Here is a 12,767-nt window from a genome sequence, read left to right as displayed (position 1 = left end):
GATGACTATGAAACAACCTTCATTTTGGCGAGTTGTAGGTACTGATTATTGGTCTTTGTTGCTGTTTTTGCTAACTGTTGGTTGTATAGTTGCTTTCTTCTTTGTTGTAACGATTCCCCTGGCATTTTTATCAGGTTATTTTTTAATTAAACGCACTGCCATGATTCGTAATGTTTTTGAACATGGAGTGACAGTTACAGGACAATACGGTTCAGTTAAGAGAATAGTAGGTTGGGTGTAGCGATAGCGTAACCCAACAAAGTATGCGTCAATGTTGGGTTCCGTTCCTCCACCCAACCTACACCAGTCTAAGTTGTTGCCTTAACTGAACTGTATTGAGTTACAGGATTAATTACTAAAAAAAGATTTACCAGAGATGAAATATAAATAGAGACGCGAAATTTCGCGTCTCTAAAATTATAGAATGTGGGATAAGTTTAAACTTTTTTCAGCCAGCTAAACATTGCCCGTAAGTCTTTACCTACTGCTTCAATGGGATGTTCAGCTTCTTGACGACGCATAGCGGTAAAACCAGGTTTACCAGCTTGGTTTTCTAACACAAATTCTCTAGCAAATTGTCCTGATTGAATTTCGCGGAGAATTTTCCGCATTTCGGCTTTGGTTTGTTCGTTAACAACTCTAGGGCCGCGAGTGTAGTCACCATATTCTGCGGTGTTAGAAATGCTATCACGCATTGTGGCTAAACCACCCTCAACAACTAAGTCAACAATTAATTTGACTTCGTGCAGACATTCAAAATAAGCTAATTCTGGCTGATAACCAGCTTCAACTAAGGTTTCAAAGCCAGCTTTGATTAAGGCACTCAAACCGCCACATAATACTGCTTGTTCGCCGAATAAGTCGGTTTCGGTTTCTTCGCGGAATGTGGTTTCGAGAATACCAGCACGAGTGCCGCCAATACCTCTAGCATAAGCCATTGCGCGATCGCGTGCTTGACCACTGGCATTTTGATACACTGCAAACAACGCAGGTACGCCTTGCCCTTGTTCATAAGTCCGGCGCACTAAATGACCAGGGCCTTTGGGCGCAACCATCACAACATCAACATCAGCAGGTGGTAAAACTTGTCCAAAGTGAATGTTAAAACCGTGGGCGAAAGCTAAAACATTTCCAGCTTCTAAACTAGGTTCAATTTCGTTTTTATAAACTGTTTTTTGAACTTCATCCGGTAACAAAATCATGATGAAGTCAGCCGCTTTAGCAGCATCGGCGACATTCTTCACGGTTAACCCAGCAGCTTGGGCTTTTTCTGCTGACTTACTGCCCGGATATAGCCCAACAATCACATTCAAACCGCTATCTTTTAAATTTAAGGCGTGAGCATGACCTTGGGAACCATAGCCGATAATAGCAATAGTTTTTCCGGCCAAAAGGTCTAAATTGGCATCTTCGTCATAGTACATCCGGGCCATAGAAGCATCTCCTGTCAGCAAGCATCTTCAATTATTTATTGGCAGGCTTTTGATCTTACCCCAAATTGAGTAACTAGAGATACATTATGGAAGATTGAATTTATAGTAGGGAAATGGGAACAGATTTTAACGCCCCTTGAAGTTTATTTCTGAAATTACGTTGCTTGATCGATTTTTTGAATTTCTGCTGGCGAAAGTTTAATATCAACGGCGCGTATCGAGTCTTCAATGCTGGAAATTTTGCTGGCGCCAGGAATTGGTAAGATACTGGGTGATTTAGAACGTAACCACGCCAACACAATACAGTATACCGATACACCTTTGGCTTTGGCTAGTTGGGCGATCGCTGCAATATCTTGCAAATCTTGATGGCGACGACGGCCACCAAAAGGACTCCAAGGCAAAAAAGTTAATCCTTCTTGTTCACAGTAGTGCAACACACCATCAGTTTCTGGCTGTCTTTGCCACGGGCTATATTGATTCTGCACTGAAACAATATCCACCACATCCCGCGCCTTTTTAATTTGTTCTACCGAGAAGTTAGACACACCCACAAACCGAATCAAACCTTTATCTACGGCTTCTTTGACAGGTGCAAGGGACTCCTCAATAGTATATTGCGGATCTGGGGAATGATATTGCCACAAATCGATAGGTGTTTTGCCTCCCAAAGCCTCAAAGCTGACACGAATAGTCTCACGTAGATGTTGTGGGTTGCCATTATTTACCCAGTTACCATTGGGACGCATCAAACCGCCTTTGGTGGCGACAATTACATGACTTACATCACCTTGATAGCTAGTAAGTGCTTGATGAATTAATTTCTCGTTGTGGTGCTTATCTGATTCATCCTTGCAGTAAGAGTCAGCCGTATCAATAAAGGTGATACCTAAATCTAAAGCCCGATGAATAACTTCAATTGATTGGGCTTCTGGAGGACGATTATATACCGACATCGGCATTCCACCCAAACCAATTGCACTGACAAATACACCTGTTTTTCCTAGTTGTGTTGTTTCCATCTTTTAGTTTTTGCTGACTACATTATTACTTATATAAACGGGTCAGGCATATTTTGGTATTCATCTAGAGATAGGGATATAATTCACGCACAGGCGCAGAGAGTCTAATAATTAATCACAAACTAAATTCTGCGGCATCATCTTCATCAACACCTACAGTTTTACCTACCGTTGTAGGCTGGAATTGAGAACCATGAATTAATTCTTTAAATGACATTTGAGGATTTTGATGCAGGATATTTAATACACTAATAAAATCCCGCACAATTTCACCGGGCGTTAGTAAGGCTTCTGCACCTAATCGGTTAACAATTTCTTGTAAAAACTCTTGTAATTCTTTATTATTTAACGGCTTTTCTGTACCGTAGTGAGTTGTATGAATTTCTGTGAGACGTTGTAAAAGTGTCGAAATTTCTACTTGACTCAACGGGTTTAATCGAATTACAGGCCCTAAAAACTCTTGAACATTAGCTTGGGTGGCAAAGCGGCTTTCTTTTGTGCGTCTACGCCATGCTTGATCGGCAAATAAACCTCTATTTTGGTCTTCTAAAAACTTAGTTGTCCCACCTATAAAAATACCTAAGTGCTCGGCTTTGCATTGCATCGTATCGTTAAACATTGCTAGCAGTCTATTGTAATTCTTTTCTCTGGTAACTGTAGTAGAGATTTGATATAAATTTACTGCTTCATCCAATAAAACTAAAAGACCTTTGTAACCTATTTCTGCCACAAATTTGCCTAATAATTTAATGTAATCGTACCAACTTTCATCATCAATAATTACACGTACACCCAAAGCTGCTTTGGCTTCTGTTTTGGTGTTAAATTCTCCACGTAACCAACGCAATGCTGCATTTTTTAAATTATCGTCATCTAACCGATAACCACGCCAATAAGCAATAATGACGTTACCAAAATCAAACCCGTGAACTAAGTCTTCAATATAGTGAACTACTTCTCTAATTTTGGCTTCAACTTGGTCATCAAACCCCTCATCAGTAGGGCGTAAATTTGTTTCTTTAGCAACTTCTTGCTGAATTTTATTAATCCAACCTTCTAAAATTGAGACTATTGCACCACCATCAGGACGAGTTTTGGTGGAAAGATGACTCATTAATTCTCTATAGGTTGCTAGACCTTCATTGTTACTACCTGCGAGGCGGCGTTCATAGGATAAATCAGCATCAGCTACTACAAAACCTTGCTCCATTGCACGGTTGCGAATCATTTGTAGAATAAAGCTTTTACCTGAACCATAGTTACCAATAATAAAGCGAAATGCTGCTACACCTTCTGCAATGTCATCGAGGTTTTGTATCAGGCTTTTAAGTTCATTTTCTCGACCGACTGCTATATGTTCAACTCCTAATCTTGGTACTACTCCCGCACCGAGGGAATTAATTAAAGCAGTGGAAATTTTCTTCGAGATTTTGAGCTTTGCCATGTATTTCACTTTACCGGAGGTTGAATGCAGAGGCATATAGAGTTATAGCTATGTATATGCCCAGTTACTCACCATTTTACGATAGCAGACTTTAATTTGATGAGGCAGGTCTACCCATGAGGTCTTGATACATAGCAAGCATTTTTCTGACGTTGGCTTGATGTTCTTGATAAATTTCGGGTGTGTCTTCACCTGGCTCAATGATTAATTCCCCAAGTGCATCATTAGCACGTTCATTAATAGAGTCGATTAAGAGATTGGGCATTGTAATATTGGCTTCGGCAATCTGTTTAATTATAGCTTTGGGATTATCTTCTTGAATAATCGCTCGGAGAACTTCGATTTCGTGACCTGGTAATTTTTCTAACAAATTAGTCCATTCTTCTGGTAAATTTTCATTGATTTCTTCTGAAGGTGCAATTAAGTCAGCAAAGGGAAATAATTCAATTTCATCTTCCGTTGCAATATTGTCAGCGATATTTTCTAAATTAAAAGTTTCTGTTTGTTGTAAGAGTTCCCAAACTTGATTTTGCAATAAATCGCGTTCGCTGTGGAGAACTGAAATCTGTCCGGTTAATTGTTGTAATTCTGATTGTTTGGCGGCGATTTGGTGATTTAATTCTGTAATATTATTGACAATAATATTTTTTTCTGTATTGGTATTGGTTAATATTTGATTTTGTTGGCTAATTAGAATTTCTAGTTCTTGAATTTCAATTCTCAATTCATACATTTTTTCTTCGAGTTGAGGTTTTAGCCGTCCAAGCAAAGTTAAGCTGTTATCAATTTCTGCTTTGTCTTGTCGCAGTGTCTCAATTTGTGTTTGTAACTGGGCCATTTCTGCCCGGAGAACATTACTATTTAGTTCTAATCGGCGTTTTTCTGCTGTCAGATTAGCACAACTATTACTGAGGTCGGTGTGAGTTTTTTCTAGTGTTTGAATGGTATTTTTAAGGTTGTTAGCTTCGGTTTCTAATTGTTTTTTTTGGCTAGCGCAATTACCTAACTCTCGATGCAGGCTGTCTCGTTGGTTACGAGATTCATTAATTTGATTTTGTAATTGCTGCGACTCGGCATAAATTAAACTACGATGCTCTTCGATTTGTTTAATTTCTCGATAAATGCGATTTTTTAATGCTTCTTGCTCTTTGATACGTTTACGCAGTGTTAATAGTACTAGCATTTCATGGTTTCTCCGCCGTTTATCGACAAATAACGCCGCGGCATAAGTAGCTAGTACACTAATTATAGCTGTGAGAAAGGCTCTACCAAAATCCCAGTTGGGAACGAGGCTGAGACCAAAACTGACACTAAAGGCAACTATGCCCAAGAGAAATCTATTACTTAGTATTACTGCTTGCATATTGCTGGTTTTTAGCAAAGTAAATCTCATGCGGAATTCATCATTAATCAGATTGATTGTTAGTTGGATTCAAGAGGGACATATCTGCTTTTAAAAAATCAATAAATTGCCTAGCGGTACGTCCAGAACGACCATTATGACGAGTTGCCCACTGTAATGCTTGATATTCTAAATCTTCTGGGCTGATATTGATTTTAGCTTGTGCTGCTAAATGACGAATAATTGTTAAATATGTCTGTTGATTTGCTGGCTCAAAGGTTAGGGTTAAACCAAAGCGATCGCTAAACGATAATTTCTCTTGCATGGTATCCCAAGCATGGACTTCTTCGTGGTCTTTGGGTGCGGGTCTATCAGCAAAATACTCCCTAATTAAATGGCGACGGTTAGAAGTAGCATAGACAACTACGTTTTGTGGTCTGGCGGTTAAGTTACCTTCTAAAACTACTTTCAAGGCTTTAAAGGCATCATCATCTTCTTCAAAGGATAAATCATCTACAAAGATGATGAATTTTTGTGGTAAACCGCGTAACTGTTCTACAATTTTGGGTAAGTCTTGTAAGTCAGATTTTGTGACTTCTAATAAGCGGAGGTTGCGTTCTCCGTACTCGTTCAATAAGGCTTTGACTAAGGAAGATTTGCCGGAACCGCGACTACCATAAAGTAATACGTGCAGTGCAGTTTCACCAGCTAATAAAAACTCGGTATTTTTCAATAAAGCATCACGCTGCCATTCATAACCTACCAATGTACCCAGCTTAATGGGGTCAGGGTGAGGTATGCCGATAAACTGTCCACTGTGCCAACGCAAGGCGCGATATTCGGCAAATATCCCTGCACCAAATTTGCGGTAATAAGTGGCTAACTCTGGTACTGCATCAGCCCAGTTTTCCCAATGTTGTAAATAAAAGGTTTGTTGAGTGTTGACATCCTCCTCATTGTGTTCTTGATACCAGACAACAGGGGATACAGGTAAATGTGCTACAGCTTGCACCCACTGGCTTAAACAAGCACTGCTGCATTCATACAAGCTTTGTAATATATGTAAATCATTCTGGGCTGCGGCTACTAAAGCTGGCGGTAACTCCTGAAAGTCTTTTTGTTGCGCTTGTTGGCTAAAAGGATTTTCACAAAACAGTATTTGCGAAATTAAATAGTCTTCCCAGTTTTGATTTCGCGCTGCCAAGGCGTGAAAGTAATTCCCATAGGCTTGAAGACAGCCTCTAGCATCGGCATCAGTGTAACGTATTGCTTGCAACAGTTCTAAAAAAGCGATCCCGGCTTCGCTCTGGAGAACAGATTGGTAGAGTAAAAGAGATGCTGCTTGACGCTGGAGGAATTGAACCTGGGTATAGGATGAAGGACTTGCCGTTGGCATCGCTGAAATATCCATCAATCAACAAGGTGATGTAGCTCAATAGCTATGGTAAATTGTCTGCCGACCTTGGCAGGAAAGTCAAAATCTACATAGGGCTTAACAATGAATTTAGGTATAATTGCTGCTCTTGCCTACGGCATCTTAGCAATTGTTGGTGGCATCATTGGTTATGTTCAGGCTCGTAGTCAGGTTTCTCTAATTAGTGGTATTGTTAGCGGTTTGTTATTGATTTTAGCTGCTTACTTTCAACTCCAAGGGCAAAGCTGGGGGTTGATTTTGGCTGCTGTGGTAACTGGTGTTTTGGTAGTTGTGTTTGCTGGAAGGTTAGCGAAGACACGTAAATTAATGCCAGCCGGGTTGATGACTGGTTTAGGTGTTTTGGCACTGGTTGTAATGGTGCATCAGCTTTTGGTACTGTAATCTTTGATAGTACATTTATATTATTTTACATCTGTGGCGATCGCTAGTACAACAAGGCAAAAGTAAAAAGAAACAATACACATATCTTGCACGCCTGCGACTGAAGTCGCGGCTACACAGACAAAACCCGCCTGCGCGGGTTCCAAACCCTTGATATTGAGTTAGTCCGCATAGGCGGACTTCGTTTGTATAGCCGCGAATTCTATTCGCTGGGGCTAGGTGCAAGATGTGAAAATAGTAAGACCACAAACCTTTTAGCAACTTCAGATGGTCACTGAGCTTTGTCGAAGTGTGGTCTGTTTATTTCCGCCAACCTGTACTAGTAAACAAAAGCTTAGATTAAATTTTTGCGATCGCGTAAATGTCATCAAATAATAATATTTGATGATAGAAAATTCATTATCTTCTTCTAAACCATCCGGTTTTGTTAATTAACTAATGATAAATAAAAATAATATTGCATCTTAATGATTGCAGTTTTGGGTAGAACCGCGAGTTTAGCTTTTGAATAGCCAGGGATTTTCTGCTTGGACTCGGCTGCGAATGCAATTAATTTCTACAAAGATTTTTTTAGAGTGATTTTAAATGTTGACTGAGTAATGAATACTCATATTTTGCTATAGCATTTGTATTTAATTTATCAAATTAAAATTGATTTGAAAAAAAGTAACTATTACAACACTAATACTTAATCTTGGTGAATAAATCAAACAATCAAATATTTGCATTTAAAACTAGTATTTTTTCAAGAAAACATAAATATGTTTTTTGCCATTATGGCAGTTTTAGATTTCATAAATAATGTATTAGTAATTTATGCACAAAATTACTTATATCCAGGCACTTACAGCACTCTACTTAAACTCGCAAAGTAAAAAATATTCTGACAGTAATTAATTGATTTTCTCAGCAGTTTTACGAGTAGGAAATAATATATGTTATTATCACTATCTTCTCAAAATGTTATTCAGTATTTGCAAGCAGCAGGACTGTGTAGCTTAGAAGATGGCATAACAGATAAGTCTGAGTTGCCAGGAAGTAGCAAAAAGAATTTCAATTTAAGAGTGACTTTGGCAGATAATCACAAACTACTCATTAAGCAAGAAAATCGTTTAGCTAATGAGAATCATCCCCACGAATTTTTTAATGAGTGGCTATTTCAGCAACTACTGAGCAAGTTTCCTGTGTTAGGTAATATTGAAGCGATCGCATCATTAGTAGTACATTATGATGCAGAAAATTATATACTTGTCCGCAATTATTTAAGTGACTATCTCGCACTCCAAGATTTTTATCAAAATCATCATCTTTACCCAGTAGAAATTGCCACAGCTATCGGTACAACAATAGCAAGTTTACATCGCGCGACTTTTCAACGCCGAGAATATCGGGATTTTATGTTAACTGCACCTGAAGGAATGTTTCGCTATCATTTTTACAACCCCGCACAGGGTATAGAATCACTTACTCCCGAGATTTTTGGTGCAGTTCCTGAAGAAGCATTACAATTTTATACTTTCTATCAAAGATATGAGAGTTTAGAATCTGCGATCGCAGATTTAGCTTATGAATGGCAACCATGTTGTTTAACTCACAATGATTTGCAATTAAACAATATTTTGTTACATTCTCGCTGGGATAAATTAGATAATTGTCTAGTAAAATTAATCGATTGGGAAGCTTGCGCGTGGGGAGATCCCGCATTTGATTTAGGAACTTTAATCGCTAGTTACCTCAATATTTGGCTGTCTAGCTTGGTAGTAGATCCTATCTTAGATTTAGAAGAATCCTTACAGTTAGCAATCACACCCCTAGAAATTATTCAACCTTCATTGCTAGCTTTAATCCAAGCATATTTTCAGGAATTTCCGGCAATATTAGAACATCGGCAAGATTTTATAGCACGAGTCATTCAGTTTGCTGGACTAGGATTAATTCATCAATTACAAGCGAAAATTCAATTTCAACAGCAATTTGATAATGCTGATATGTACGCGCTACAAGTCGCACAAGACTTACTCACTACCCCTGATAAATCTGTAGCCACTATTTTTGGCGTTTCTGAATCAGCTATTGTGGTAACTATGGCAGAACCGCATCAAATTTATCAACCCCAAAAAGAGCAAAAATTAATTCCTTTATACTACACAAAGACTCGTCTCCGTGGATGCTAAAACTTACTCATTTGTCATTTTACTTAGTAAAAATGCAGTAGCCTAAAGTATAAAATTTCATACTTCATACTTCATACTTCATACTTGTTTCATGCCAAACTCTACCAACCAACTGTTAAATTCTCTCGTTGATATTGCTAGTAATATCCAGATTGAATCTAACTTTTCAATTCACCATCCTCATTACCAACCGTTTGCTCTACCTGCCAATGTAGCAGACAGATTTCAGCAGAATTCTCCTGTTTTAAAACAGAAATATCTTACTTTGTTACTGCGTAATTTCCTTTATGGTATTTATTACAATGGGTCTTTACAAAGCACTTTAGCTGTCAATACAGAAACATCTCATGGCTTAGGAAATCAAAATTTAGGAATTGATTGGGAATTTTACGAACAGCTACACACTCACAACCACGGTAAAGGATATTTTGACTCTAGTTGGCAAGTTTTACGTCAAGAACCTGATGGGAGTATGGCTGTAACTAAAGGTGGTTTAACATTATATGTTGAGCCAGATTGCCATCTTAAACCTAATAGTAAATCTGCTAAACCTGGTGATTCCGTTGCAATTTGGATGCCAAAAAATCATCTGCAAAATGGTTGTTATGTGGCGGTGAGTGATGTGGGACAAGAACAACAAACCCTAGATACAGATTTGGGGATAGGGCGGATTTATTTTAATATTACGGCAACAGGGGCGATCGCACTTATGGATACCCTCACGCAGCAACTCAACAAAGCCACTCTGCCGTTTACTTTTCAAGTGCTATATAATCCTTGTGCTTACGGACGTTACGACTCAGGAATACTTTATTTTGAGCGGGAAGATTACCCAGCAATTCATCAAATTCTTCAGGCTGTATATGCAGAATTTCAAGCTGATTTTCAGCCAGAAATTCCCTTATTCACCAAGTTTTTAGCTCCAGGTTTGAGTTTAGCTGAAGAACCCATCCAAAAATTTGCTGCACAAGAAAGTTTCGGGATGAACCGTTGTCAAATTGTTGCTCATGCTTTGTTAGAAGTTTGGCAAAAAGGTAAGGATGCAATTGAGGAGCGGATGAAATCTATTGAAAAACACTTTGAAATGAACTCAGTTGACTTGCAACGTCCTTATTTAAATCCTAGTTCTGACGATATTTACTACCCCTTAAATTAAGTAGGAATTACGTAAAAACTTTCTTCAACTTTGATTACTCTGTGTTCTTTGCGTCTGGAGTGGTTAATTTTTGATTAATTTATGTAACTTCTGTAACTTTTATATTTACAGTAATATGATTTTGGATGGCAGGCTATAAGCCTGCTATTTTGTTTTTTAATTTTTCATTTAAAAAATATGCCTTTTACCTATAACCGTACCGTTCACTTTGCTGACACTGATGCGGCAGGTGTAGTTTTTTTTGCTAAAGTTTTGAGTATTTGTCATGAAGCTTATGAAGCGTCTATTGCAGTTTCAGGAATTGATCTTAAGGATTTTTTCACTCATCCTTTAGTGGCTTTTCCTATTGTTCACGCTAATGTTGATTTTTTTCGTCCTATGTTTTGTGGAGATGAATTAAGTATTAATTTAATTCCTCAAAAATTAGGGGTTGATAAGTTTGAGATTGCTTATGAAATTTTGATTGCTGATGTACTAGTTGCTAAGGCAATTACTCGCCATGTTTGTATTGATGTGAAAAGTAGAATTAAGCAAGAATTAACTCCGGAAATTTCACAGTGGTTGGCAGCGAACCGCAGAGACGCAGAGGGCGCAGAGAGAAGAAAATCGCGTGAGGCAATGTAAGTTAATTGGGGATTTGAGAGGAAAAATTAAGTAGTATTTTTTACTCTTCACTTTGGCTTTTTTCGACTAATTGGTCTAACTCAAACTGCATCTTACTCACAACTATGTTGTAGCATTGATCAACATAAGCGCGATCGCTTGCGGCTTCTCTACCGTAACGTTCAAAAACAATTGGTGGGCAAACTTGTGTGTGAATAGTTACCGGGAAGGGAATATTAGGCAACGGGCCAATCGCTAATCCCCAAGGCCAACCTAAATAAATTGGAAATACTACCGGATCGATATTCAACAACCAAGGCATTCCTAACTCATGGAGTCGATGCACATTTTTGTAAATATCTGCCAAAACAATTAATGTATCATGCGCCCCTGTGGAAATTACAGGCACAATCGGCACATTTTCTCGCAGTGCCAACTTGATAAAACCTTGCCGCCCGGCAAAATAAATTTTATTTCTTAAAGAATGGGGTCGAAATACATCTTCGGCTCCGCCTGGGTATACCAAAACACTTGCCCCAGAACGTAACGCAGTGTAAGCCATCTTAGGATGAGCCATGATTGCACCCGTCTTGGCAACTAGTTGAGCCAGTGGCGGAACAACTTCCCATACTCTAGGATGCATCAAACCATAAACAGGTTGTTCCACACCGAAGCGTTGAAACCAGTCGTACATCATCATCAACATATCAGGCGCAGACAGTCCACCATTATGAGAACCAACAAACAGGACTTTTTGATCAGGTTGGATGTGATGCCAACCACTAGTTTGCACCCGAAAATAATAATGATAGAAAAAGCCCAATAGGGGCATTATAGATTTGATAAAGTTTGGGTCTCGCTCATCTAAAGACCAACCGAGTTTTTTGTCCAATGTATGTTGCTTTTGTAACATGAAAAAATATTAACAGTATTTATAAAAGTCTGACTAGGGCTTTTTGATGTGGCAGAACCAGTAAGGTCAGTTTTACGCAGATCATCATTCAATTATGAATGATTCAGATGTTGCTACATACTGCTGGAAACGCTTTCCGCAGCTTCTAGATTAGAGATAATATCTCCAAAGCAGTAATTTCTATCATCTATGACTCAAGCCGTACCCAAGCTAGTAAACTTTGAGGAATTCGTTGATTGGCTGCCCGAAAATCCTGGGGTACGCTACGAACTACATAATGGAAATATTATTGAAATGGCGCAACCAGTAGGAGACCATGAGGAAGTTAAAGGTTTTTTGACAATCAAGCTGAGTGCTGCAATTGACCGATTAAACTTCCCCTACATTGTCCCTAATCAAGCTATAGTTAGACCTCTGGAGAAAGATTCTGGTTATTTTCCCGATGTGTTGGTGCTAAATCGTGCCAATCTGGCAAATGAAAAATTATGGAAAAAAGAATCTATTGTCAGTTTAGGCGCATCAATACCATTAATTATTGAAGTTGTCTCAACTAACTGGCGGGATGATTACCACTTAAAATATGCTGATTACGAAGAGATGGGTATTCCCGAATACTGGATTATAGACTATGCAGCGTTGGGCGGACGCAATTTTATCGGTAATCCCAAACAACCAACAATCTGTGTCTGTAATTTAGTGGATGGAGAATATCAAATCAACAAGTTTCGAGATAGCGATTCCATTATCTCCCAAACTTTTCCTGACTTGAATCTTACCCCAACCCAAATTTTCCATGCTGGTTTGGTGTAGCGGGGAAATTTATATTCAGCACTATGGTAAATACTCCGCCCCTGGGCGGTCTTT

Annotated in this window: 13 protein-coding genes; 6 read left to right on the top strand and 7 right to left on the bottom strand. The window is 38.7% G+C overall.

Annotated features, from left to right (window positions below):
- The first annotated feature begins 7 nt into the window (after positions 1-7).
- Entirely contained in the window at positions 8-241 is a 234-nt protein-coding gene (locus H6G69_RS04635) for a hypothetical protein (RefSeq protein WP_190682310.1), read from the top strand.
- Positions 242-437: 196 nt separating this feature from the next.
- Here H6G69_RS04635 and ilvC read toward each other — a convergent pair whose 3' ends face one another.
- The 5 genes from ilvC to H6G69_RS04610 form a co-directional block, all read right to left on the bottom strand.
- On the bottom strand, positions 438-1,433 hold the full coding sequence (ilvC, locus tag H6G69_RS04630; protein WP_190682307.1) for a ketol-acid reductoisomerase: 996 nt from the start codon (positions 1,431-1,433) through the stop codon (positions 438-440).
- 155 nt (positions 1,434-1,588) lie between these two features.
- On the bottom strand, positions 1,589-2,455 hold the full coding sequence (locus H6G69_RS04625) for an aldo/keto reductase (RefSeq protein WP_190682304.1): 867 nt from the start codon (positions 2,453-2,455) through the stop codon (positions 1,589-1,591).
- 115 nt (positions 2,456-2,570) lie between these two features.
- Positions 2,571-3,899 (bottom strand): ATP-binding protein, encoded by a 1,329-nt coding sequence (locus H6G69_RS04620; protein ID WP_190682949.1) that lies wholly within the window; start codon positions 3,897-3,899, stop codon positions 2,571-2,573.
- A gap of 91 nt (positions 3,900-3,990) precedes the next feature.
- Positions 3,991-5,262: a tellurite resistance TerB C-terminal domain-containing protein gene (locus H6G69_RS04615; RefSeq protein WP_190682302.1), complete on the bottom strand. Its 1,272-nt coding sequence runs from the start codon at positions 5,260-5,262 to the stop codon at positions 3,991-3,993.
- Positions 5,263-5,305: 43 nt separating this feature from the next.
- Entirely contained in the window at positions 5,306-6,652 is a 1,347-nt protein-coding gene (locus tag H6G69_RS04610; protein ID WP_242071977.1) for an ATP-binding protein, read from the bottom strand.
- Positions 6,653-6,739: 87 nt separating this feature from the next.
- Between H6G69_RS04610 and H6G69_RS04605 the strand changes: the two genes are divergently transcribed.
- Entirely contained in the window at positions 6,740-7,057 is a 318-nt protein-coding gene (locus H6G69_RS04605) for a TMEM14 family protein (protein WP_190682298.1), read from the top strand.
- Between the two features lie 20 nt (positions 7,058-7,077).
- Here the strand turns inward: H6G69_RS04605 and H6G69_RS34320 are convergent, their stop codons facing one another.
- A complete protein-coding gene (locus H6G69_RS34320) occupies positions 7,078-7,203 on the bottom strand; it encodes a hypothetical protein (protein ID WP_277883343.1) in 126 nt (41 codons plus the stop codon).
- Positions 7,204-7,992: 789 nt separating this feature from the next.
- Between H6G69_RS34320 and H6G69_RS04600 the strand changes: the two genes are divergently transcribed.
- From H6G69_RS04600 to H6G69_RS04590, 3 genes are all read left to right on the top strand, one after another.
- On the top strand, positions 7,993-9,231 hold the full coding sequence (locus H6G69_RS04600) for an aminoglycoside phosphotransferase family protein (protein ID WP_190682297.1): 1,239 nt from the start codon (positions 7,993-7,995) through the stop codon (positions 9,229-9,231).
- Between the two features lie 91 nt (positions 9,232-9,322).
- The gene (locus tag H6G69_RS04595) at positions 9,323-10,387 is read left to right on the top strand and encodes a T3SS effector HopA1 family protein (protein ID WP_190682294.1); all 1,065 of its coding nucleotides are present in this window, start codon (positions 9,323-9,325) and stop codon (positions 10,385-10,387) included.
- A 177-nt stretch (positions 10,388-10,564) separates the two neighbouring features.
- Positions 10,565-11,011: a thioesterase family protein gene (locus tag H6G69_RS04590; RefSeq protein ID WP_190682291.1), complete on the top strand. Its 447-nt coding sequence runs from the start codon at positions 10,565-10,567 to the stop codon at positions 11,009-11,011.
- A 40-nt stretch (positions 11,012-11,051) separates the two neighbouring features.
- Here H6G69_RS04590 and H6G69_RS04585 read toward each other — a convergent pair whose 3' ends face one another.
- Positions 11,052-11,903, bottom strand: a complete 852-nt coding sequence (locus H6G69_RS04585) for a lysophospholipid acyltransferase family protein (RefSeq protein WP_190682288.1) — start codon at positions 11,901-11,903, stop codon at positions 11,052-11,054.
- Positions 11,904-12,092: 189 nt separating this feature from the next.
- Between H6G69_RS04585 and H6G69_RS04580 the strand changes: the two genes are divergently transcribed.
- Complete coding sequence (locus H6G69_RS04580; RefSeq protein ID WP_190682285.1) at positions 12,093-12,713, top strand: Uma2 family endonuclease; 621 nt, start codon at positions 12,093-12,095, stop codon at positions 12,711-12,713.
- Positions 12,714-12,767: the final 54 nt, after the last annotated feature.

Origin of the sequence: Nostoc sp. FACHB-110 (assembly GCF_014697425.1) — a bacterium.
GTDB lineage: Bacteria > Cyanobacteriota > Cyanobacteriia > Cyanobacteriales > Nostocaceae > Nostoc_B.
Note: the sequence above shows the minus strand (reverse complement) of the source record. Positions and strands in the feature narration are given on the sequence as shown.